The sequence below is a fragment of the Stenotrophomonas sp. GW821-FHT02D01 genome, assembly GCF_059421765.1.
Map to the genome: position 1 here is coordinate 109,293 of NZ_JBWKVP010000003.1, position 24,547 is coordinate 133,839.

Here is a 24,547-nt window from a genome sequence, read left to right on the forward strand (position 1 = left end):
CTTCCAGGATGATGAGGGCGGAACAATGGCAACGCAGATGGGTGGTCGCAGGGCTCGGCAGCAGGGCTTCAGCCTGATCGAGATCATGGTGGTGGTGGTCATCATCGGCATTCTGGCTGCACTGATCGTGCCGCGGCTGATGGATCGCCCCGACCAGGCCCGCGTGGTGGCGGCACGCCAGGACATCGCCGCGCTGATGCAGGCCATGAAGCTGTACCGGTTGGACAATGGCCGTTATCCCAGCGCCGAGCAGGGCTTGCAGGGGTTGGTGAAGCCGCCGCAGGGCAGCGGCGCGATGCCGGTCACACCATACCTCGACCGCCTGCCGGATGACCCGTGGGGGCATCCCTACCAGTACCAGAATCCCGGCACGCACGGTGATATCGACGTGTTCTCGCTGGGGGCCGACAGCAAGCCCGGCGGTGAGGCTGGCAATGCGGACATCGGCTCCTGGCAGTTGTGAGGCCGAACAATGGCACGCCGGAAAATTCCAGGTACGTTTGCCCGCCAGCAGGGCATGGCGGTGATCGTGGCGATGCTGGTGGTGGCACTGGTGGCGGTGATCGCCACTGCACTGCTGACCCGTCAGGCAGCACAGTTGCGTGCGGTACGCAGCGATCAGCTGCGCATGCAGGTGCGCATGGCGGTAGATGCAACGCTGGAGCGCGCAGCGCAGCAGTTGCGTGACGACGCACGCGAGCAGTTGACCACCGTCGGCAACGGGCGCTGGGCACGGCCACTGCAGCTGCAGGCGCCACTGCCGGTGCACCTGCAGCTGGTGGACGCGCAGTCGAGGTTCAACCTGCGCACGCTGCTGGCTGACGGCCAACCTGCCGCAGAGGCACTGCGTGCGTTCACTTCGCTGTGTGTGGGGCAGGGGCTGCCCCACGCGGCCTGTGCCAGCGCCGCAACCCATATCCAGTCGCGCCTGCGCGATGGTGATCGGCAGGCGCGTGCACCGTTGCCGCGTGAGTCGCTGATCGAACAGGTGCTGGCAGGTGCCGATCCGGTGGCGGTACAGGCACTGGCGCGGCGTACGGTGGTGCTGCCAGCGCAGACCCTGGTCAACGCCAATACAAGTGATATCGCCGTACTGCAGGCGATTGCACCCGGGGTGGATGCAGGGCGCCTGCAGGCGCTGCTGGGCGAGCGCGATCGTGGCCACTGGCTGCTCAATCGCGGCGACATCGCCAACCGGCTGCAACTGAGCAATGAACAGATGGCGCTGATGCCGCTGGGTATCCACAGCGAGTGGTTCCTGGCGGTAGGCCAGGTACAGGCAGACGGCGCATCCGTGGATTTCCGCGCATTGATCTGGCGCGAGTACCGTGACGACAGCGTGCGTGTGCAACGGGTATGGACAAGGATCGGTGCATGAGCCTGCAGCTGAGAGTGCGCCTGCCGGCGCTGGAACGATTGGATGGGGACAGCGCGGTTGAGTGGGCGCAGCTGCACAAGGACCGCGTGCTGGCCACGGGCAGCGACCCTCTGTCGACGCTGGGCCAGCGCTTTCCGCAGGCGAGGGTGCATGCGAGCCTTGATCCGCAGGACCTAATCCTGCTTGAGCTGCAGCTGCCGCCGCTGCCCGGACGACGCCTGCAGGCGGCCCTGCAGGGTGAAGTGGAAGCGATGCTGCTGGATGATCTGCAGGAGGTGGCGCTGGGCCATGGCACCCAGGCGGTCGATGGCACGGTGGCGGTGGCGTGGCTTGGCCTGCAGGCGATTGCGCGCGTACAGCAGCAGCTGCAGGAGTGCGGGCTGCAGTTGCAGGCGCTGCACCCAACGCCCTTGCTGCTGCCGTGGACGGTGGGGCAGGCCACCCTGCAGCTGTGTGGTGAGCAGGTACTGGTCCGCTGTGGCCGTGATCGTGGCTTCGTGCAGTGGTGCGGTGGGCGTGACCTGGCCTCGGTGATGCAGGTGCTGGCCGTGCGCTTGCAGCAGGCCGGGGTGCAGGCAGTGCAGTGGATCGATGCCGTGCCGCCCGCTTGGGCCGAGCGTCTGCCGGCGAGCGTGCTGACGCAGGCGGTTCAGTGCAGCGGTCCGCTGCCTGGCTGGTCACTGCCGTTGCCGGCCTCGCGTGCGGGTGCGCCACGCGTGGCCATCGGTCTTGCGCTGGCGGCGGCAGTGCTGGCTGCGCTGGGCCTGCAACTGCAGGTGTCGCGCTGGCACAGCGAGGGTGAAGCCCTGCAGCATGACATGGCGCGGCAGTTCAGCACGCACTTCCCCGAGATCGACGATGTGGTCGATCCGGTGGTGCAGGCACGGCGGGCACTGGCGGTGCCGGCAGCGCCACGGGCGCTTCCTGCCGTGCAGCAGCAGGTTGCCGGCGTGCTGCAGGCCATCCCCGAGTTGGCTGGCCAGGTTCGCAGCCTGCGCTATCAACCGGGCCAGATGGACTTGGAACTGGACGCCGACGCACAGGCGTTGGCCGAGGACGCGCAGCGGCTGGAGCGCTGGCAGCAGGCGATGCAGGCACAAGGGCTGCAGCTTGCGCACGAAGCCGGTGGCCGCTTGCGGATCAGCAGCGGGACTGCTCCGTGACCACAGCGGAACTACGGCCGGCGGGCTTCGTGCGCGGACTGTCGCAGCGTTGGCAGCGGCTGGCGGCGCGCGAGCGCGCGATGCTGCTGTTGATGTCTGCAGCGATAGCGGCGGCCGCACTGTGGCTGGGCTGGCTGCAGCCGCTGCTTAAGCAGCGCAGCCATTGGCAGGCTGAGCTTCCACGGCTGCAGGCGCAGGCGGCAGCACTTGCACCGCTGCTGCGCGCCCGTGAACAGCAGCAGGCGCAAGTCCGGCGGCCGACACTTGCAGGCCTGCGCCAACAGATCACCGCTGCGGGCCTGGCCGGCAGCCTGCATATCGAAACGCGTGACGGGCGCTGGCACCTGCAGGTGCGCAGTGTGCCCGCCGATACGCTCTGGAACTGGCTGCTGCCCTTGCTGGCCGACCCGGCCATCGAACTGCAGCAACTGCAACTGCAACGAACAGGGGACGCGAACATGCCGGCGGCACGGATTTCCGGAAACATCGTGATGGCCGCCCAGGGCGGTGGCCATCCATGAAGGCGATGCGCAGCCTGGGCTGCAGCGCGGCATTGGCACTGGTGGTGGGCCTGGCCCATCTTCCGGCGCCGGTGCAGGCGCAGGACGCCAATGGCGAACCGGTGCAGCTGAACCTGGTGGACACCGATATCGGTGGGGTGCTGCGCATGGCGGCACGCTTCACCGGCCGCCAGTTCCTGGTCGACCCCCGGGTGAGCGGCAAGATGACCGTGGTCTCCGATGGGCCGGTCAGCCGCGTGCAGGCTTACCAGCTGCTGCTGGGTGCATTGCGCATGCGCGGTTTTGCCGTGGTTGAAAGCGGGGGCGTCAGCCGGGTGGTGCCGCAGGCCGATGCCAAGCTGCTGGGCGGCCGCGTTGGTGCCGGTGGTGCGGGCGGCGAGATAGCCACGCGCACATTTGCCCTGCGCTACGAGAGTGCCGCGGCGCTGGTGGCGGTGCTGCGACCGATGATCACCGCGGACAATCCGATCACCGCGAACCCCGGCAACAACACGCTGGTCATCACTGACTACGCCGACAACCTGGAGCGCATCGCGCGGGTCATCGCCAGCGTGGATACACCGGCCGGCATGGACACCGACGTGGTGAAGCTGCAGCAGGGCATTGCCGTGGACGTGGCGGCGATGGTCGCACCGCTGCTGGATGCGCAGGGAGCGGAGCCGGCGCAGAAGGTGGTGGTGATGGCCGACCCGCGCAGCAACAGCGTGCTGCTGCGTTCCAGCAGCCCGGGCCGCACGCGCCTGGCGCGGCAGCTGGTGGAGAAGCTGGACAAGGCCCAAGACGAGTCCGGCAACCTGCATGTGGTGTACCTGCGCAACGCCCAGGCGACCCAGCTGGCCGGGGTGCTGCGTGGCGTGGTGGCAGGGCAGAGCGATGCGCCCGCGATGGGCAGCGCCGACGGCATCACCGCATTGCCGGGCGAGACCAACCGCAGCGCCAGCACGCCAGCGCAACCTGCGCAGGGCAAGAGCAAGGGCAATGCGCTGGAATCGCCACGGCTTGATCCGGGCCGTCGTGATCCGATCGATGCCGGCAGCACCGGTTTCAGCCAGAACGGCATCTCGGTGCAGGCTGACATCGCCACCAATACCCTGCTGATCTCCGCGCCGGAGCCGGTGTACCGCAACCTGCGGCGGGTGATCGACCAGCTGGACCAGCGTCGCGCGCAGGTGCTGGTGGAGAGCCTGATCGTGGAGGTCAACCAGACCGACGCCGCCGAACTGGGCGTGCAATGGATGCTGGGCAACGGCCGCACCTTTGGCGGCACCCACTTCGGCGGTACCACCGGCGGCAGTGGGCTGAACACCACCGCGCGCACCACGCTGGATGTGCTGCCGAAAGACGGCCTGAACATCGGCGTGATCGACGGCACGATCAACCTGCCAGGCGTCGGCCAGATCCTCAACATGAAGGCGCTGGCCAATGCGCTGCAGAGCAAAGGCGGCGCCAACATCCTCTCTACACCCAACCTGATGACCTTGGACAACGAGGCGGCCAGCATCATGGTCGGGCAGACCGTGCCTTTCGTCAGTGGCCGCTATGTGACCGATGGTGGCGGTGGCAGCAACAATCCGTTCCAGACCATCGAACGCGAGGACGTGGGCCTGAAGCTGCGGGTGCGCCCGCAGATTTCCGAGGGCGGCACGGTGAAGCTGGACATCTACCAGGAAGTCAGCAGCATCGATGCGCAGAGCTCGGGCAGCGCCGGCATCATCACCAACAAGCGCGCGCTGGATACCAGCGTGCTGCTCGATGACGGCCAGATCATGGTGCTGGGCGGCCTGCTGGAAGACAGCGTCAGCCACGGCCGCGATGCCGTGCCGGGGCTTGGGAAGATCCCGGTGCTGGGCGCGCTGTTCCGCAGCGATACGCGCAAGCGGGCCAAGACCAACCTGATGGTGTTCCTGCGCCCGCACGTGGTGCGCGACCCGGCCGCCGGACAGCGCCTGACCCGCGATCGCTACGACTACATGCGCAATGCACAGGCCGCTGCGCAGCCGGTACAGAGCTGGGCGTTGCCGGCACTGTCGGCACCGCAGCTGCCGCCGCAGGACCTGTCGGTGCTGGGCCAGGGCAATGCACGTGATGGCCAGGGCCAGCCGCTGCAGAACGGCAGCCTTGCGGCGTTGTATCCGGCCAGCGAGGGCACTGTGCAGGTGGTGCAGTTCGCGCAGGGGCTGGATGCAGCGCGTGCCACGCAGGCCGTGGCACAGGTGCGCGCGCTTGGCCTGCAGGCCTATGCCGAAACCACGCCGGGCGAAACTGGACAGCGACTGCGGGTGCGGGTGGCACGCGACCCGGCCACGCTCGACCCGGCGCTGCAGCAGCTACGTGGGCTGGGCTACACCCCGGAACTGGTCATCGGCCCATGAGCATGGCCACGCCGCCGCCAGCGCTGCCGTATGCCTGGGTGCGCAGCCACGGGGTCATGCTGGTCGAAGCAGGCGGAGCGCCGGTACTTCTGGGGACCGCCGAGACCGCTGCCTGGGCAGTGGCCGAGCTGCGCCGCCGGCACGGGCCGCTGCCGTTCCAGGTGCTGGATGCGGCGGCCTGGCAGCAGCGGTTGGGCGAGCAGTATCGTGACGGTGGCGATGCCGCTGCGGTGGTGGGCGCGGCCGAAAGTGAAGTCGATCTCGACCGGCTGATGCAGGACATGCCCGAGGTGACCGATCTGCTGGATGCACAGGACGACGCGCCGGTGATCCGCATGATCAACGCGTTGCTGGCGCAGGCCGCGCGTGACGGCGCCAGCGACCTGCACATCGAACCTTTCGAAACGCATTCGGTGGTGCGCTACCGCGTCGATGGCACCCTGCGTGACATGGTGCAGCCACGACGTGCGTTGCACGCGGCGCTGGTCTCGCGCATCAAGATCATGGCCCACCTGGATATCGCCGAGAAACGCCTGCCGCAGGATGGGCGCATTGCGATCCGCGTGGGCGGCCGGCCGCTGGATATCCGCGTCTCCACCGTGCCCACCGGGCACGGCGAACGGGCGGTGCTGCGCCTGCTGGAAAAGGATGCCGGGCGGTTGCAACTGCAACGCCTCGGCATGGCCGACGATACGCTGGCCACCTTCAACGGGTTGATCCGCCAGCCGCATGGCATCGTGCTGGTGACCGGGCCGACCGGCAGCGGCAAGACCACATCGCTGTATGCGGCACTGGGGCAGCTCGACAGCAACACCAGCAACATCCTCACCGTGGAGGACCCGGTGGAGTACGACTTCGCCGGCATCGGCCAGATCCAGGTCAACGCGCGCATCGGCATGAGTTTCGGCACGGCATTGCGCGCCATCCTGCGCCAGGATCCGGACACCATCATGATCGGTGAGATCCGCGACCTGGAAACGGCGCAGATCGCGGTGCAGTCGTCGCTGACCGGTCACGGCGTGCTGGCGTCGCTGCATACCAACGATGCGATCTCGGCGGTGACCCGCCTGGCCGACATGGGCGTGGAACCGTTCCTGCTGGCCTCATCGTTGCGGGGCGTGCTGGCGCAGCGGCTGGTACGCAGGCTGTGCCTGCACTGCCGGCGTGACGAACTCGATACCGAGGGGCGCACCGTGTGGCGGGCCGTAGGCTGCTCCGCCTGCGCGAACAGCGGCTACCGCGGGCGCACCGGCATCCATGAGCTGTTCGTGGTGGATGAGCGCGTGCGGGCGTTGATCCATGAAGGGCAGGGCGAACCCGCGCTGCGTGAGGCCGCGCGCCGTGCCGGCATGCGCACCCTGCGCCAGGACGGGCAGCGCTGGGTCGACAGCGGGGTGACCACGCTGGAGGAAATCCTGCGCGTGACCGGCGACGACTGAGGCGCGCATGGCACTGTTCGACTACCAGGCCGCCAACGCACAGGGGCGCATGGAGAAGGGGCAGCTGGACGCCGACAGTGCGCGCGGCGTACGCCAGCAACTGCGTGGGCGTGGGCTGACACCGGTACAGGTGTCGGCCGCACGCAGTGCCGGCGGTGGCTGGGGCGCGCGCAGGCTGTCGGCCAGCGAACTGGCCTGGGCCACGCGGCAACTGGCCAGCCTGCTGGCCGCCAGCCTGCCGCTGGAAAGCGCATTGAGCGCGGTGATCGAACAGGCAGAACGGCCACATGTCGCGCAGGCACTCACTGCGGTGCGTGCCGATGTGCGCGGCGGCCAACGGTTGACCGTGGCGTTGGCGGCACGGCCGCGCGACTTTCCCGCGATCTATCGTGCCCTGGTGGGTGCCGGCGAGGATTCCGGCGATCTGGCACGGGTGATGGAGCGACTGGCCGACTACATCGAAGAGCGCAACGCGCTGCAGGCGAAGGTGCTGACGGCATTCATCTACCCGGCAGCGATCAGCCTGGTGTCGGTGGCGATCGTGATCTTCCTGCTCAGCTACGTGGTGCCCCAGGTGGTGACGGCGTTCGTGCAGGCGCGGCAGACGTTGCCGATGCTGACCCAGGTGATGCTGGCGGCCAGTGCTTTCGTACGCGCGTGGGGCGTATGGACGGGGATCGGTATCGGCGCATTGGTGGTGGGCTGGCGGCTGGCCCTGCGGCAACCGGAGCTGCGCCTGCGCTGGGACAGCCTGCTGCTGCGCGTACCGATGGTGGGGCGCTTCGTGCTGGGCGTGAACAGCGCACGCTTCGCATCGACACTGGCGATCCTGCTTGATGCCGGTGTGCCCTTGCTGCGCGCACTGGACGCCGCACGACAGACACTGGGCAACGCGCTGCTGGCGCGCTGTGCCGATGATGTGGCCGCACGCGTGCGCGAAGGTACTTCGCTTGGCGCTGCGCTGAAGGTGCAGAAAGTGTATCCGCCGATCCTGGTGCATCTGGTGGCCAGTGGCGAGAAGACCGGTTCATTGGCGCCGTTGCTCGACCGCGCTGCACAGACCATCTCGCGCGAGATTGAACGCCGCGCGATGGCACTCACTGCATTGCTGGAGCCAACGATGATCCTGGTGATGGGTGGCGTGGTGCTGACCATCGTGCTGGCCGTGCTGATGCCGATCATGGAAATGAACCAACTGGTGCAGTAGATCCATGCCATGCGTGGGTGAAGCGTCACGCGCGCGATGCGCGGCGCATCCACGCATGGCGTGGATCTACTGATACCCGGTTTTCTCCAGACAATTCTCCACACCTTTTTCCGATCTTCCACAGGTTTCTTAAGCGGCCTGTCATCGGCGACGGCCAGCATGTCCCTGTCGCCGCAGAGTGGGCTGGGAGGCCCTCGGCGGCAGCAGGCGTGTAGTGACCGTTCCTCCCTTGGTGTTTCACCTTCGCAGTAAACCCTTCAGGAGAAGATCATGAACAAGTACAAGACCCTGGCCGCGCTGGTTGCTACCGCGCTTCTCGCCACTGCCGGTGCCGCCTCGGCGCAGACCGTTACCGGTGGTGGCGCTTCGCTGCCGGCCGACCTCTACAAGGGTCAGGCGGACAGCATCCTGCCGAGCAACTTCAGCTACGCCGTGACCGGTTCGGGCACTGGTAAGAAGGCCTTCCTGCAGAATGATTCGCAGCTGTTCTCGACCACCGGCACCGTGCACTTTGCCGGCAGCGACTCGGTGTTGAGCTCGACCGAACTGAGCACCTACACCACCAACTACAACCAGACCAGCAATGCCAACCGCTATGGCAACCTGATCCAGGTGCCGTCGGTGGCTACCTCGGTGACCATTCCGTTCAACAAGGCCGGCTCGGCGGTTGACCTGAGCGTGGCACAGATCTGCGGTGTGTTCTCCGGTGCGATCACCGACTGGTCGACCATCGATGCCAACCGTAGTGGCCCGATCCAGGTGGTCTACCGTCCGGAAAGCAGCGGCACCAGCGAGATGTTCACCCGCTTCCTGACCGCCGCCTGTGCGCCGGAAGTGGCTGCCACTTCGAACCTGGTCGATGGCAAGTTCGCCATCAAGTCGACCTTTGCCGATCTGTACAAGCGTGATGCCAACAACAACCTGCCGGCTTTCCTCGTGGCCGCGCCGGCCACCGGTGGCACCTCGCTGTACAACGCCGTGTACGCGCAGGCCGGCCGCATCGGCTATGTGGGTCCGGACGTGATCCCGAGCCTGACCGATGCCACCAAGGTTGCAAAGGTCAAGGGCTTCTCGCCGGACCAGGTGAGCGTGCAGGCCACCCTGGAAACCGTCGCGCCGCCGACCGGCACCGCTGCCGAGAACCCGGCCAACTGGGTGCCGGTGTTCGGCAATCCGTCGGCTGGCTATCCGATCGCCGGCTACACCAACCTGGTCATCGGCCAGTGCTACAAGGATTCGACCGTCGCCAACAGCCTGCGTGGCTTCCTGATGCGCCACTACGCCACTGACTACACCGCCACCCCGGCGCTGGTGGCCCATGCCAAGGCGATCACTGACCACGGTTTCATCCCGCTGACCAAGGCTTGGCGCGATGCGATCCGCAACCGCTTCGTGCTCGCCGGCAACGCCGCTGGCCTGAACAACCCGAGCACCTGCGCTGGCATCGGCCGTCCGCTGTAATCGCGCCCGTTGGTTGCAATCTGTGTTGACCGACGCCGGCCCCTTGGGCCGGCGTCTCCTTTTCGGCGACGGTGCGGGCCGGTGCAGCGCATTGCTGTCGGCTTCATGTCACGTGAACCGTCTATCAGTGGCAGGGCATGCGTTGCGCGTGCCTCCCGATCGCTGCCGCAGCTGCGGCCCACCAGGTTGATGAGGTTCCGATGTCGCTCCCGCACACGTCCGCTGTTCATTCGGCCGCGCCGATGCGCCGCAACCACCCGATGGCCTGGGCCATCGCGGTGGCATTGGGAACCCTGGCTGCCCCCGCCAGCCATGCGCAACAGGCATTCAGCCCGGGCTGGTTCGCCGACCGCGGCGCGGCGCAGGGTGCGGCCGCACAGAGCGGGCGCATGCCCAATGGCGTGCCCATCCAGTTCCAGTTGCCCGCGCAGCAGCAGGACGCCGCGCGGCAGAAGCTGCAGCAGTCGATCGACAACCTGGGCACCGCGGCGCAGGCGATCGCCCTGCAGCAACGCATGCAGGAACAGGCCCGGCAGGCGCGTCGCGAGGCCGGCTTCGTGGTGGCCGATGGATTGGGCAAGGATGGACTGAAGGTCGATGAGAACCCCCTGACGCGCGGCTGGGTGAATGCGCGCGAGGCGATCCAGTCGCAGGGCAGCGATGGCCGCGTACAGGTCAGCATCGAGCAGACTGCGGACCAGGCGATCCTGAACTGGGAAACCTTCAACATCGGTGGCAACACCACCCTGAACTTCCTGCAGAACCCCGACTGGGCGGTGTTGAACCGGGTCAACGACCCCAACGCGCGGCCCAGCCAGATCCTGGGCCAGCTGAAGGCCAACGGCACGGTGTTCGTTGCCAACCGCAACGGCGTGGTGTTCGGCAACAACAGCCAGGTCAACGTCCGCAACCTGGTTGCTGCTGCTGCACGCATCAGCGACGCGCAGTTCCGTGACAACGGCCTGTACAGCGCCGACACGAGCACCTCGGCCCTCACCGATGCAGTGGGCAAGGTCATGGTTGAACGTGGCGCGCGCATCACCACGCATGAACCAACCAGCGCAACGCGTGGCGGCGGCTATGTGTTGCTGGCCGGCCACAGTGTGGAGAACGCTGGCCAGATCGAGACGCGCAAGGGCCAGGTCCAGCTGGCGGCCGGCGACAGCTTCGTGATCCGCCGTGGCGTGGGTACTGCGGCCAATACCGCTTCGACCACACGCGGCAACGAAATCGCGCCGCGCCTGGTCAACGACAGTAGCGCCGGCAGCGTCCGCAATACTGGCCTGCTGCTGGCCCGCGAGGGCGACATCACCCTGGCCGGACGCAGCGTCGAGCAGGCAGGTGTGGCCGTGGCCAGCACCACGCTGGGCCAACGCGGCACCGTGCACCTGCTGGCCTCGGCCAGTGACACCCGGGCCAAGGTCACCTTGGCCGAAGGCTCGACCACAGCGGTGCTGATCGAAGACGATGGCAAGGCCAGCGCACTGGATACCCAGCGCGATGCACTGCTGAAGGAGTCGGCCGAACAGGATGCGCTTCGTGCAGCGTCGCGGACGACGACCTTCGACAATCTGTCCCTGCACAGCGATCGGCGCGACCAGTCGCGGGTGGAGATCGTTTCCGGGGGCGACATCCATTTCCAGGGCAACTCGCTGACGTTGGCTACCGGCGGCCAGGTGATCGCCGATGCCGGTCGCCGCAGCCAGCTGGACAACGGCGCCCGTGTGGATGTCTCCGGCGCGGTAGGTGTGCATGTGGCTATGGAAAGCAACAACGTACAGGTCAAGGTGCAGGGCAATGAACTGCGCGATTCGCCCGACAACCGCGACAGCGGCAAGCTGACCAGCAGCGAAGTATGGATCGACCGCCGGCAGCTGATCCACGTGCCGGCGGGCACCGGCGGCCACGAAGGCGATCGCTGGTATGCCGCCGGGGGCCTGCTGGAGGTGGGCGGCTATCTGGACAACCAGGGCCACTCCATCAGCGAATGGGCTGCGCAGGGCGGCACCGTGTTGCTGGGCGGCAGCGAGGTGGTCGCGGCCGCGGGCTCGCGGATCAATCTGGCAGGCGGCAGTCTGGATGTGCAGAGCGGGGCGATACAGCAGAGCTGGTTGCGCGGCATCGATGGGCAGGTATACCGGCTGGACGACGCGCCGGCGGAGATGCTGTTCGATGGTCTGTACAAGGGCTACGAGGTGAAGCAGGAGCGCTGGGGTGTCACCGAGGCGTTCCGCAATCCCATCGTTTTCGCTGCGCAGCGGACTGACAACGGCTACACCGTCGGCCGCGATGCCGGGCGCCTTGTAGTGTCCGCGCCGACCGCGTTGCTGGACGGCCAGGTGGAGACCACGACCTTCCAGGGCGCGCAGCAGGGGCGACGGCCGGATGCTGCGCTGGAAGGCTATGCGCAGGCGCAGACGGCGGTGGCGCGCAACGCAGGGCTGTATCTGGGGCGCTATGACGCCCAGGGTCGCAACGGCGTGTTCGATTCGGACGTGCATGTGCGCAGCGCGACGACAGGGACAGCGACAGCGGGTGTGTCGCTGCAGTCGCCGATCGTCAGTGAGCGGCGCAATACGGTCTGGCTGGATGCCGGGCTGGTCAACGCGCAGCAGTGGGGCTCCATGGACCTCGCCAGCGCAGGCAGCGTCGCGGTCGATGCACCGCTGGCGCTGCAGGCGGGCGGCGCACTCAACCTGATCGGCAGCACGGTGAACGTGGCCGGTGACATCCGCATTGTCGGTGGCCAGCTGCAGGCGGGCAATCTGCTGGACGTGCTGGGGCGGCCGACAGCGCTGCTGCGCGATGGCCGCGCCAGCGTCGCCATCGCCGACGGTACCCGCATCGATCTTGCCGGTGGCTGGAGCAATGCGTCGTTCGGTGCCGGGCAGGACAGTGGCCGTGCATGGATCGACGGTGGCAGCCTGCGCCTGCAGAGCAGCCATGACGTCACTGTGGGCAGCCGGGTGGCCGTCGATGTCGACGCCGGTGCTGCGCTGGACATGCAGGGCAAGGGCCGCATCGGCAAGGGCGGAGGCGTGAGCCTGCAGGCCAACACCGCCGAGGTGGCTACCGACGGCAGTGGTCGCGTGCGATTGGGTGAAGGCAGCTATTTCAGCGGCCGTGGCGAGGGCGGCGGCACGTTCGCGTTGGGTACCGGAGGCAAGGCGGTCGTCGGCGCAGCGGAGCAGGACGTGACGGTGGTGCAGCTTGACACCGCGTTGTTCGGCAGTGGTTTCGCGCAGTACGACATCAACGCGCACCAGGGCCTGGACGTCGCCGACGGTACCCAGCTGGTCGCGCGCATGCCGGGTCTGCGCCTGGCTGAAGACGCACGCACGGCGCGGGATCGTGCCTCCGCGCTGCAGCCGTGGTCGGCACCGTTGTATGCCGCCGATCCGCAGAGTGGGCGCATCCGGCAGCGCAGCGGGGCCAGCATCACCCTGCGCTCGGACCGCAACAGCGTGGGCGGCGACCTTCGGGTGGGCCGCGATGCGCGGGTCGCCGTCGATCCGGGCCAGGCGATCACCCTGCTCGGTGCGGGCAACATCGACGTGGAGGGGACGCTGCAGGCACGAGGCGGCCGCATCAGCATCGACGATGTGCGCCCGGATACGGCGCTGTACGCCGGCCAGCGCAGCGAGCGCACCTGGCGGATCGATGACGGTGCGGTACTGGACGCCAGCGCCGATTCGGTGTCGATGGTCGATGCTGCTGGCCGCCTGCGCGGCCAGGTGCGGACGGGTGGGCGCATCGAGATCGGTGGCGCGCTCGACTGGGAGACGTCGGCTTTCGTCGACAACCGGCCGCCGGAAGCCTTCATCGTGGTCGAGCGGGGCGCGCGCCTGGACGCACGCGGCGCTTCGGCCGAGCTGGACATCGACGGCCAGGGCCGTACCCGGGTCGACAGCGACGGGGGCCAGATAGTGCTGCGTTCGGCCAATGCGCTGTACCTGCAAGGGGCGATGGATGCGGCGGCCGGTGGCAGTGGGGCGCGTGGTGGCACGCTGGGCCTCGCCTTCGGCGGCAGCGTGCATGCACGCGGAGCAACCGAGGAGGTGCTGCGCGAACGGGTGATCACGCTCAGCCAGCAGACTGCGGCCGAGACGTCGCTGCCAGCGCGGCTGGACTATGGGCACGCCGCACTGTCGGTGCAGCAGATCCAGGCCGGCGGATTCGACAACCTGTCGGTCTTCGGCGACATCCGCACGCTCGGCAATGTCGACCTGCGCATGGCCGAGTCCCTGCGCATCCATGGGCAGGGGCAGTCCAGCCTGGGCGTGGCGGCAGGCGCGAGCACCCCCAGCGCGATATCGCTGTCGGCGCCGTATGTGCGCCTTGCGCAGGCGCGCTGGAAGCAGCTGTCGGGCGAGAGCCTGCAGTTCACCCAGGGTGCGGTGTCAGCTACTGCGGGCGATCATGCGCTGGCGGTCAACGGCGATCTCATCGATCTTCGCGATGTCACCTGGCTGCCCAGTTTCGACCATCTCTCGTTGAACAGCCGCAGCGATGTGCGCCTTCTTTCCAGCATCGCCAGCAACGCTGCGGTCAGTTCGCTGCTGGCACCGGGCTCGATCGACCTGACCGCGGCGCGCCTGTATCCGACGTTCGGGGCGGCGGGCCGGGTGGTGGCGGGTGCATCGGCGCAGACCGTGGACACCGTCGACTACTGGGCGAACCCGGATGCGGTGCTGCGCATCCAGGGCAACGGCACGGCATCGGGTGTCCCTGCATCGGCGTTCGGTTCGCTTCGACTGGTGGCCGCTACCGTGCAGCAGGGCGGTGCGGTGTGGGCGCCGATGGGAACACTGCAACTGGGTGGTCTGGCCGTGGGCGGTACTGCCGGCGGACGGGTGGAACTGCTGCCCGGCAGCATCACCTCCACCAGCGGTGCCGGCCTGGCGCTGCCCTATGGCGGTACCGCCGATGGCGTCAACTGGCGGATCGGCAGCCGAAGCGTGGATTCCTTGACCGCTGGTGGCATCAGCTCGATGGGCGTCACCCTGAAAGCCAACCAAGTGAACGTGAGCCCGGACGCGCTGCTGGACATGTCCGGTGGCGGCGACCTGACCGGTGCAGCATTCATCTCCGGGCGGGGCGGTTCGGTGGACGTACTGCGCACCGCGTTGGCCGATGCCAATCCCCGCTATGCGTTCAGTGCCTCGGGCAACCCGGTGTATGCCATCGTGCCCGGCTATACGGGCGCGTTCGCGCCCACCAGCACCGACGGCTTCGCCGCGCCCGGCATCGGTCAGCAGATCACCGTGCCGGCGGGTGTTCCCGGATTGCCAGCGGGCACCTACACCCTGCTGCCGGCCAACTTCGCCCTGCAGCCCGGTGCGTTCCGTGTCGAGCTTGGCGCGACCGGTGCGTCCGGCATCTCCCGGCCGCTGCAGACCGGCACCGGCACCTGGCGTGTGTCCGGCCACCAGCGTGGCGATCTGGGCGGCGTGGAATCGCCACTTCTGACCGACCTGCTGTTGACACCGGCGGCGGTGGTGCGGCGGCATTCGGGTTACAACGAAACCAGCTACAACGCCTTCGTGCAGGCAACGGCCGACCGCCGCGGCGAATCGCGCGGCTGGCAGACCATCGATGCGCTGGGCCTGACCCTGGCGCTGGGCGAGGGCGCCGGACGCCAGGGCGCGGCGGCGATCGACTTCGCCGGTACCGCGCGGTTTGCCGCCGCCAACGACAAGGGACGGGGCGGCACCCTGGTTGCTTCGATGGCCAACCCGGCCATCGGCACGCTGGAGGTCATCGGTGCGGACGGCGTGGCGCAGGCGCGCGATCGCGGCGTGACCTTCACCGACCAGGCACTCAATGCGTTCCAGCCCGCGCGCATTGTGATCGGTGGTCAGATCAACCAGGCGGCGTCGCAGGTGGCAGTGACCGGCCAGGCCCGCAGCGTGGCGATCCGTTCCGGGGCCACGCTGCAGGCGCCGGAAGTCCTGGTGGCAGCAGCCTCCGGTGGCAGTGGCATCCTGGTCGAAGCCGGGGCGACCGTGGACACATTGCCCTACGCACGCGCTGGTGGCGACGCCGTCGACACGCTGCCCTACCAGGTCACGGGCGGCCTGCTGGCGGTGTCCAACCAGCGGCTGAACCTGATCACCGGTTCCACAGGCGTTGCCGCCGGCCCGGTGGCGATCGATATCGGCGGCTGCCAGGACGCGTGCGAGGGACAAGCGCGCCTGGTGTCCGACGGCAGCATCGCCGTCGCCACCGACGGCACCCTGCAACTGCGCGATTCGGCCAGCTACGGCACGCGCCAGCTGGGCGTCAGCATGGCTGCATTGAACCTGGGCAGCGCCGAAGCCATCGCACAGGCGGCAGCAGCGGGTGCACTGCCCGCCGGCATGACCATGAACCAGATGGTGCTGCAGCAACTGTTGCGTGGCAACGTGGCTACCGGCGCACCTGCGCTGGACACGCTGAGCCTGGTGGCGCGCGATTCGGTGAATGTGTTCGGCAGCGTCGACCTGGATGCGCGCGACAGCGCCACCGGCGTTGGCAGCCTGCGCACGCTGGTGCTGGGTGCGCAGGCGATCCACGGCTATGGGAACGCCAGCGACCGTGCGCGCATCCTGGTGGATACGCTGGTGTGGGATGGTGCGCTGGCGGCCACGCAGGCCACGGGCAGCAACGTGGCCGTGCCGCCGTCAGAGCCGATGGTGGATCGCTTGGGCGACGGCCAGCTGGATATCGTCACGCGCACCCTGACGCTGGGGCGTGCGCCGTACAGCAGGCCCAGCTCCGAGGTCGCGGCCAACCGTCAGGTACTTGGCTTCAGCGCGTTGAACCTCGGGGCTTCGGAACAGATGGTGTTCTCGGCGAAGGGAACACTGGATGTGTACCAGCAGCGCGGCGAGTACCTGGCAGACAAGGGCTGGCAGTACAGCGGCGGCAGCGTGGCCATCAGCACGCCCCTGCTGACCGCCGACCCCGGCGCGCAGCTGGCCCTGCGCACCGGCGGCAGCTTCGCCCTGCATGGAGGCAACGGCAAGGCCGGTGGTGATGCGCTGGGCAGCGAACTCAGCATCGACGCCGATCGCATCCTGCTGGACAGCACGATTGCGCTGGCCTCCGGCCGCCTGTCGGCCAGTGCACGCCAGGGCATCGGCGTGGGTGCGCATGCGGCGCTGGATCTGGCGGGTCGTAAGGTCAGCCTGTTCGACGTGGACAAATACAGCTGGGGCGGCGATGTGCTGCTGTCCAGCGACAGTGGCGAGGTGACCACCGATGCCGCCTCGCGCATCGATGTGTCGGCGCGCAACAACCGCGGTGGACGATTGACGGTCAATGCCCTGGCCGGTCGCGCGGATCTGGCCGGACGTGTGGACGGCGCGGCCAGCGGCCGCTACGACGCTGGTGGCACCGTGGTGCCCTACGACGCGAGCGAACTGGTGGTGCGTGCACGCCAGCTGCTGGATTTCGCAGGGTTGAACCAGCGGCTGAACAGCGGCGGCGTGACCGGCGCGCGCACCTTCCAGATCGGCGAGGGTGACCTGCAGATCGGCGACGAGGTGAAGGCGCGCCGGGTCGACATCAGCGTGGACAAGGGTAGCCTGACCGTGGCCGGGCGCATCGACGCCAGCGGCGAGCAGGTCGGCAGCATCCGCCTGTACGCCCGTGATGCGCTGCAGGTGAACGGCACGCTCGACGCGCATGGCAGCGGCCTGCGCGTGGACAGCTACGGCAAGATCATCGACAGCGCCAACCGGGCGACGGTCGAACTGGGCAGCGCGGCGGGCCAGGTCAGCATCGGCGCTGGCGCCGCGATCGACCTGCGTGCCGGCAGCGGGGTCGCCGTGGGCAGCCAGCGCGGGCAGAACGATGGCGTTGCGCGCGGTACGCTGAAAATCGATGTGCCGCGGATCGGCACCGATGACGCGGCCATTGCCGTTGCCGACGGTGTGCGCATCACCGGTGCGGCCGACATCCAGGTCAACGGCGTGCGCCGCTATGACGATGCACCGCTGGCCTCCAGCGTGGATGTGCACGGCAACCGGGCGCAGGTCGTGACCCAGCAGTGGCTGGACCAGATCGTCGATCCGGATAACCGCACGTGGATGGACGGGGCGCTGGCCAATGCCGATCTGCAGCAGCGCACCACAGCGCTTGGCAGCCACCGGCTACGTCCGGGCGTGCAGGTGGTGGCGCGCCGTAGTGCGGACAACCCCGGTGGCGACCTGACGGTTTCCGGTGACATCGACCTGTCTGGCTACCGCTACGGTCCCGATGCCGACCGTCTCGACCCGGCGCGGCGCGGGTTTGGCGAATCGGCCTCGCTGGTGCTTCGGGCCGAAGGCAACCTCAACATCCATGGCAGCATCAACGATGGCTTCGCGCCACCGCCCGCCAACCCGGATGAAGCCGGCTGGGAACTGATCGAGGGTCGCAGCAGTGGTGCCGCCAACACACCGTTCGGTGGCAGCCTGGTGGTGCCAGTGGAAGGCGTACAGCTGCAGCCGGGTACCGAATTCCCGGCGGGCGCCACGCTGAACTATGCGGTACCGGTGGAATCGGCTGTGCTGCCGGCCGGTACCGTGCTGCCCGCAGCGATGACACTCGCCGACAGCTTGCGACTGCCTGCCGGCACCGTGCTCGGTGCGGCGGTGACCACCCGTGATGGGCAGACCTTCGCCGCCGGCACCCTGCTTGACCAGCCGTTGCAGCTGGAGGCAGGGGCGCGCCTGGGTGGTGGCTTCCGTCTGCGCAGCAGCGTGCAGATGGCTGCACAGGATTGGCCCGCCGGTGCTGTGCTGCCGATCGCGTTGCGTCTGGCACGGGCGGTGGACCTGAAAGTGGGCGCATACATTCCCTCCATGACCAAGGTGGAGCTGGCCGCCGATGCGCCGGTGAAGCTGCGACCTGCCGATGCCAATGGCAACCAGGGCCGCAACTGGGCGCTGGCGCCGATGCTGGCGGAAGGCACGACGTCGTGGGACCTGACCGCTGTGGCCGGCGCGGACAGCGACGCTGCCGATCCGCGCACGCGTCGCTGGGGCAGTGACGGCAGCGTGGTGCTGGCCGATACCCATCAGGGATCGGTGGGCACGGTGAAGACCGAGATCATTTTCGTGGGCGACCGTGTGCTGACCGAGCAGGCCTCGCTGGACTGGATGGGGGACACCTCCTACGCCGGCCGCCCGATCGCCGAACTGGCCGATATCTTCGGTTACACCGAAGAGGAGTTCTGTGCACTGGCAGACGGTTACTGCGGCCCCGCGCCGCGGCAGGTGGCCGCACAGGGCTCGCTGGATTTCTGGGGCGACGAATCCTACGTCGGCACGTCGGCCAAGGACTTCGCGGCGATCTTCGGCATGACCGAAGACGAGTTCTGCGGATCGGCACCCACCTATTGCTTCGGCGGAGGCACGCAGACCGAGGTGACCACCTACGGCAAGCGCCCCGGCACACCCGCGTGGAGCGTGCTGCGCACCGGCAAGGGAGATCTGGAACTGCTGGCGGCCGGCGACGTGGTGATGAAATCAGGATTCGGCGTCTACACCGCAGGGACACCCACCTCGCTCGGCAACGGTCGTGATGCGGACTTTAATTCGCCGCGTGCGCCGGCGCCCTGGAACAGCGCTCTGCTCGGAAAGGGCGTGGTGCCAGGCAGCTACGACGCCGCACTGGCGGGCTACCAGGCGTGGTATCCGGACCATGGTGGCAACCTGCGCGTGGAGGCCGGGCGAGACATCGTCGGCGATGTGTGGACCGCGCGCGCCGAGTCGGGCAGCACCGACCGGGACATGGCCCTGCATGGCAGTGCCGCAGTGGGCAACTGGCTCTGGCGGCAGGGCACCGGCAGCACCGCCGGGGTGAAGCCGGTCCCGACCAGCTGGTGGGTGAACTTCGGCACCTACGCCAATGTCTCGGCCACCGCAGGCAGCACGCCGCGGATGGTGGGTTTCACCGGCTTCGGTACGCTCGGTGGCGGCAATCTCACGCTTGACGCCGGCCGCAACGCCGGTGTGCGCGAGGCGATGGGCGATGCTCTGGGGTTCATGACCGCACCGCACTCGGGTGCGATCGTTGCCGCGGTCGGTTCCACCGGACGGGTCAGTGATGGCCAGCTGTACCTGACCGGCGGTGGCGATCTGCGCTTGCGCACCGGGGGTGTGCTGAATCCGGAGCTGACGGCCACGTTCTCCAGCCTCAACACCGCCAGGGCAGCGCAGGACCTCGATCTCAACGGCACCTTCACCAACCTGCGGGGCAGCCTGCTGCTGGAGGCCGGTCGCATCGGTGGCATGGGCGTGACGCTGGAGAACTACGGCACACTCGGTCGCCAGCGTGCGGCCGACCTGTTCGCCGCCGACAGTGCACGTGCGATGGGCGGTCCGGTGCTGGTGCTGGGCGATGCCACGGCATCGCTGCAGGCGCGCGGTGACGTAGTGCTGGGTGGTGTTGGCGATGCTGGCCGGGTAGCGGTGGCGAACTACAGCGGTGTGACCCAGGACAACGGCAGCCGCGCCGCCGGTACCACGTGGTTCTCGCTGTGGACCGCATCCACCGCCGTGGACCTTTTCAGCGCCGGAGGCGATCTTTCGCCGGGCGTGGCCGGACCCCTGAATCTCAGCGGCAGCAACCTCGGCGCCGAGCAGGTGCAGCTGCAAGCCGGCGGGCGCGATCTACTGCAGTACTGGCTCTATCCTTCGCGGTTCAGCGCGGTTGCCGCACAGGGCAACATCACCTTCGACCGCCTTAGCATGCAGGACAACACCCAGGACGTACTGCTGCTGGCACCCTCGGCCAGTGGTCGCCTGGATGTACTGGCCGGCGGCGGCATCTTCGCCCAGCCGGGCGCCACCCAGATCGCGCGTTCGGCCGCGGATACACGTATGCCGGGGCCGTTCGATCCAGCCTTCATGGCCCAGGTGGGCGATGGCAACGGCAACCTCACCCGGCCGCACCACAATCTGTCGGTGGATGGCCATTCGGCGACGCCGGAGGCGGCATTGCCGCTGTTCGCGTTCGGTCCCAATACACCGTTGTCGAATCTGCCGGGTGCACTATCGCCCAGCCGCTTCTATGCCGTGGGCGGCGACATCATCGGCCTGCAATCGGGTGCGCAGCGTACCTTGGATCGCTCCGGCAGCCAGCGCACGCAGTTTGCTCTGTTCGAGGCGGCCGGTGCGGTGCAGATGCGCGCCGGGCGCGACATCCTGGGTGTTTCGCTGACCGCCCTGAACAGCACAGCCACCGATGTGTCGGTGGTGGACGCAGGGCGCGACATCGTACACCTGGATGCCGTGGTGGCCGGTCCCGGCAATCTGGAGGTCAGTGCGGGTCGTCAGCTGCGGCAGGAGGACGTGGGCAGCATCGTGACGCTGGGCGGTATCGTGCAGGGCGATGCCCGCTCGGGGGCGAGTGTCGGCCTGACCGCCGGCAACCAGCAGATCGACTTCGCCGCACTGCGCGCGCGCTATCTCGACCCGGCCAACCTCGCCGATCCAGCGCAGTCGCTGGCGGCGCAGCCGGGCAAGGCGGTGAAGATCTATGACAAGGAACTGAAGCAGTGGCTGCAGCAGCGCTTCGGTACCTCCAGCGAAGGCTCGGATGCACTGGCCGCGTTCGACGCGTTGCCGAAGGAACAGCAGCGCATCTTCCTGCGCGAGGTCTACTACGCCGAGCTGCGCGAAGGTGGTCGTGAGTACACCCATGCGGAAGGGCCGCGTTTCGGTTCCTACCTGCGCGGTCGCGAAGCGATCGCCACGCTGATGCCGGACAAGGATGCGAATGGCGCAACCATCAACCGCGCTGGCGATATCGTGATGTACGGCGGTTCCGGTGTGCGCACCGAGGCCGGCGGCAACATCGAGTTGATGGCCCCGGGCGGGCAGATCGTGGTGGGCGTGCAGGGCGTGGTGCCTCCCGCAAGTGCGGGCCTGGTCACCCAGGGTCAGGGTGACATCCGTCTGTTCAGCCAGGACAGCGTGCTGCTGGGCCTGTCGCGGGTGATGACCACCTTTGGCGGCGACATCGTGGCATGGTCCGAGCAGGGCGACATCAATGCCGGACGTGGTTCGCAGACCACGCTGCTGTACACCCCGCCGCGTCGCGTCTATGACACCTGGGGCAACGTGATCCTCTCGCCGCAGGCACCGGCCAGCGGCGCCGGCATTGCAACGCTGAACCCGATCGCCGAAGTGGCACCCGGCGATGTCGACCTGATCGCACCGTTGGGCACCATCGATGCAGGCGAGGCGGGTATCCGCGTGTCGGGCAACATCAACCTGGCGGCATTGCAGGTGCTCAACGCCGCCAACATCCAGGTGCAGGGCGACAGCAAGGGCCTGCCGGTGCTGGCCTCGGTGAACGTCAACGCGCTGGCGTCGGCAAGCGCTGCGGCCAACAGCGCCAGCCAGGCCGCACAGGACGTGATGCGCAAGAGCCAGGACGATGCGCGGCGCAACCAGCCGTCGGTGATCAGCGTGCAGATTCTCGGCTTCGGCAGTGCCAGCAGCAGCATCGACCCGCCAGCACGCGGAAACAGGGCCGCCGCCAGCGGCTACGACGTCAACAGCGCCTTCCAGTTCCCGCAGGCGCGGGCAGACGCGGGCAAGCAGCAGGTGCAGTAGATCCATGCCATGCGTGGATGGAGGAACGGTGCGGACCAAGGACCGCACCCACCACGCGCAGAACACAGGATCGGGCCAGCTGCCAGGGAACGGTGGCGGCCCCAGCCAGGACGGCACCGAGGGCAGGGAGCAGCCATCAGCGGTGAGGACCACCGACACGGCGCCGCCGGGCGCGGGACAGCGCCCGGCGGCAGGAGGGCGGTAGATCCACGCCACGCGTGGATGCCTCTCGGTAGATCCACGCCATGCGTGGATGCCTCTCAGTAGATCCACGCCGCGCGTGGACGCCTCTCAGTAGATCCACGCCATGCGTGGATGGCTGGGTCAGCTTCAGTGCCGACCAACGGTCGGCACCCACCAGAGCAGGCTTGGCAGCAGAAGCAGGCCTGGCAGTAGATCCACGCCATGCGTGGATGCTCCTCTCAGAGCGCCAACACCCGCCGGTAGCTCAACGGCCCGCGCCCATCACGCAACCCCAACCGCAACTCCAGACCGGTCGCCGGCAAAACCTCCCCTTGGCTGGGCAGCATCGCCCAACCCACCCCGGGCTGCCATGCCCGCACCTCAAAGCGCTGCACATCACGGGCCACCAGCAACCCGCGCGTCGGCTCGGGCGCCGGCAGCGGATAGTGATCGGACGGCGTACCGCTGGCGCGCCACAACGTGCTGCCTTGCCGCCACCAGCGAACGCGCTGCCACTGCAGCCCATCACTACCGACGCTGCGGGTGATCTCCAGCGTGAAGCCACCATCGGGGTGGCGCTCACTGGTCAACGACGGCGGCAGCAGCCGCGCGGGTTGATCGGCCGGCCGCACCGCGCCGTTCATCAGCGCATCGTCAGCGCGCATCTCGATATCGCGCTGGAACTGCTGCAGCACCCGCATCGCCGTGCTGGTCTCGGCATCCGCCTGGCGCAGGCGCTGGTCCGTATTGGCAACGCTGTCCAGTGCGCGCCAGCAGATCACCGCAAGCACGCCCATGATGGTGATGGCGATCATCACCTCGATCAGGGTGAAACCGCCCGCCGCGCGTTTCATGGCGCCGCCGTCCACGGCAACTGCAGGCGCGTCAGCGATTGCTTCGGCGCATCTTCGGCCACCACGCTCAACTCCAGCTGCGGTTGCCCGTCCATACCACTGCCCAGGTGCTGCTGCACCAGGAAGCGGGTGCGCCCCTGCAGGCACAGCAGGCGCGCATCGCTGGGTGGCTGTGCGGACAGACGCAGCTCCTGCCAGCGGTCCTGCGCGCACAGCAGGGCCAGCCGGCGGTCCCGCAGGCGCGACTGGTCATCGGTCGCCACCGCCACCGAGCGCATCACCGCTGCCAGCGCGATGGCCACGATGGCCAACGCGATCAGCACCTCGATCAACGTGAATCCGTGTTGCTGCCGCTTCACTGCATGACCTGCAATTGTCCACTGCCATCATCACGAAGACGCAGTCGACGACCGTCCAGCGACAACGCCAGCTCCCACGGCACACCAATCCATTCGGGGCTCAGCTCGATGGCGGCCGTGGGTTGCACGGTGATGCCACGGGTCTGCCACTGCTGGGGGCGCAGCAGGTCATCGCGCCGCAGCTCGACCCAGCCCTGGCTGTCGCGGCGGCTGAAGCGGTAGCCCTCCGCAGTGGCCTGCCAGCGGATCGGCCGACCATCGATGCGAGCTTCGTCGCGAGCGACCTGCAGGCGCTGCGCCAGCCGCTCGGATTCCTGCCGCAGCTGCCGCGCGGGGTCGAGCAGGCTGCCCAGGCCGAGGCCGATACCCGCCGTGCAGATGCCGATGATGACCAGCACCACCATCAGTTCGATCAGGGTGAAACCGCGTGGCCTGCGTTGCATCGCACATCGCCTCCCGTCCTTGCCGATAGCTGCCAGCCTAGATGCGGATGATGAAACAAAAGCGTCAGCGGCGGCTGCTAGCGTGGCCGCACAGGAACCTGGCGAAGGTGCAGAACATGGACGGCTGGCGTTGGGATCGCAATCGCATGTTGACCCTGCTGGCGGCCATGCTGCTGCTGACCGTGGCGGGATACTGGGGCATGGCCCTGTTCATGGCGCCGGCTCGCGCTGCCGCCGCCACGATGCAGGTCGCCGTACCCGCTGCCCCGACCTTCGACGACGCTGCGAGCGCACCGCTGGTGCGGCTGCTCTCGCCCGGCGCGGTGCAGACCGACGTGACCGTGCTGGGCGTAATGGCCGGGCAGCAGGCGCCGCTGGCGCTGCTGTCGGTGGATGGGGCGCCTGCACAGGCCTATGCACCGGGCCAGCGTCTCGGCCCATCCACGGTACTGGCAGCAATCAGCGCGAACGCGGTTGAACTGCAACAGGCAGGCCAGCCGCGCTCGCTGCCCGTGCCCGAACTGCCGCCCATGCCTACCGATGGCATCGTCCCCACCGCGCTGGGGCGGCACTGAAC

Annotated in this window: 13 protein-coding genes; 10 read left to right on the plus strand and 3 right to left on the minus strand. The window is 68.2% G+C overall.

Going from position 1 to position 24,547, the window contains the following annotated elements:
• The first annotated feature begins 25 nt into the window (after nt 1-25).
• The 9 genes from gspG to AC07UW_RS08045 all read left to right on the plus strand — a co-directional run bounded on the left by gspG (nt 26) and on the right by AC07UW_RS08045 (nt 22,131).
• Nucleotides 26-463, plus strand: coding sequence for a type II secretion system major pseudopilin GspG (gene gspG, locus AC07UW_RS08005; protein WP_313248187.1), 438 nt, complete (start codon nt 26-28; stop codon nt 461-463).
• A gap of 9 nt (nt 464-472) precedes the next feature.
• Entirely contained in the window at nt 473-1,378 is a 906-nt protein-coding gene (gspK, locus tag AC07UW_RS08010) for a type II secretion system minor pseudopilin GspK (RefSeq protein ID WP_495211795.1), read from the plus strand.
• Nucleotides 1,375-2,541 (plus strand): type II secretion system protein GspL, encoded by a 1,167-nt coding sequence (gene gspL / locus AC07UW_RS08015; protein ID WP_495211796.1) that lies wholly within the window; start codon nt 1,375-1,377, stop codon nt 2,539-2,541. The genes gspK and gspL overlap by 4 nt, the downstream gene beginning before the upstream one ends.
• On the plus strand, nt 2,538-3,062 hold the full coding sequence (locus AC07UW_RS08020; protein ID WP_495211797.1) for a type II secretion system protein M: 525 nt from the start codon (nt 2,538-2,540) through the stop codon (nt 3,060-3,062). Before gspL ends, AC07UW_RS08020 begins: the two co-directional genes overlap by 4 nt.
• The gene (gene gspD, locus AC07UW_RS08025) at nt 3,059-5,434 is read left to right on the plus strand and encodes a type II secretion system secretin GspD (RefSeq protein ID WP_495211798.1); all 2,376 of its coding nucleotides are present in this window, start codon (nt 3,059-3,061) and stop codon (nt 5,432-5,434) included. The genes AC07UW_RS08020 and gspD overlap by 4 nt, the downstream gene beginning before the upstream one ends.
• Nucleotides 5,435-5,436: 2 nt before the next feature.
• Entirely contained in the window at nt 5,437-6,873 is a 1,437-nt protein-coding gene (gspE, locus tag AC07UW_RS08030) for a type II secretion system ATPase GspE (RefSeq protein ID WP_495211934.1), read from the plus strand.
• A gap of 7 nt (nt 6,874-6,880) precedes the next feature.
• Nucleotides 6,881-8,080 (plus strand): type II secretion system inner membrane protein GspF, encoded by a 1,200-nt coding sequence (gene gspF, locus AC07UW_RS08035; protein ID WP_495211799.1) that lies wholly within the window; start codon nt 6,881-6,883, stop codon nt 8,078-8,080.
• A 270-nt stretch (nt 8,081-8,350) separates the two neighbouring features.
• Entirely contained in the window at nt 8,351-9,541 is a 1,191-nt protein-coding gene (locus tag AC07UW_RS08040) for a substrate-binding domain-containing protein (RefSeq protein WP_312112461.1), read from the plus strand.
• Between the two features lie 200 nt (nt 9,542-9,741).
• Entirely contained in the window at nt 9,742-22,131 is a 12,390-nt protein-coding gene (locus AC07UW_RS08045) for a filamentous hemagglutinin family protein (protein ID WP_495211800.1), read from the plus strand.
• Nucleotides 22,132-22,553: 422 nt separating this feature from the next.
• On the opposite strand, the gene AC07UW_RS08050 is transcribed toward AC07UW_RS08045, so the two are convergent.
• From AC07UW_RS08050 to gspH, 3 genes are read right to left on the minus strand one after another with little or no spacing between them, the layout of a single operon-like run.
• Nucleotides 22,554-23,168 carry a prepilin-type N-terminal cleavage/methylation domain-containing protein gene (locus AC07UW_RS08050; RefSeq protein WP_223482583.1) on the minus strand — a complete coding sequence of 205 codons (615 nt, stop codon included), beginning with the start codon at nt 23,166-23,168 and terminating at the stop codon, nt 22,554-22,556.
• On the minus strand, nt 23,165-23,527 hold the full coding sequence (gene gspI, locus AC07UW_RS08055; protein ID WP_313248210.1) for a type II secretion system minor pseudopilin GspI: 363 nt from the start codon (nt 23,525-23,527) through the stop codon (nt 23,165-23,167). The genes AC07UW_RS08050 and gspI overlap by 4 nt, the downstream gene beginning before the upstream one ends.
• A complete protein-coding gene (gspH, locus tag AC07UW_RS08060) occupies nt 23,524-23,970 on the minus strand; it encodes a type II secretion system minor pseudopilin GspH (RefSeq protein WP_313248213.1) in 447 nt (148 codons plus the stop codon). The genes gspI and gspH overlap by 4 nt, the downstream gene beginning before the upstream one ends.
• 116 nt (nt 23,971-24,086) lie before the next feature.
• Between gspH and AC07UW_RS08065 the strand changes: the two genes are divergently transcribed.
• Nucleotides 24,087-24,545 carry a hypothetical protein gene (locus AC07UW_RS08065; protein WP_336028866.1) on the plus strand — a complete coding sequence of 153 codons (459 nt, stop codon included), beginning with the start codon at nt 24,087-24,089 and terminating at the stop codon, nt 24,543-24,545.
• Nucleotides 24,546-24,547: the final 2 nt, after the last annotated feature.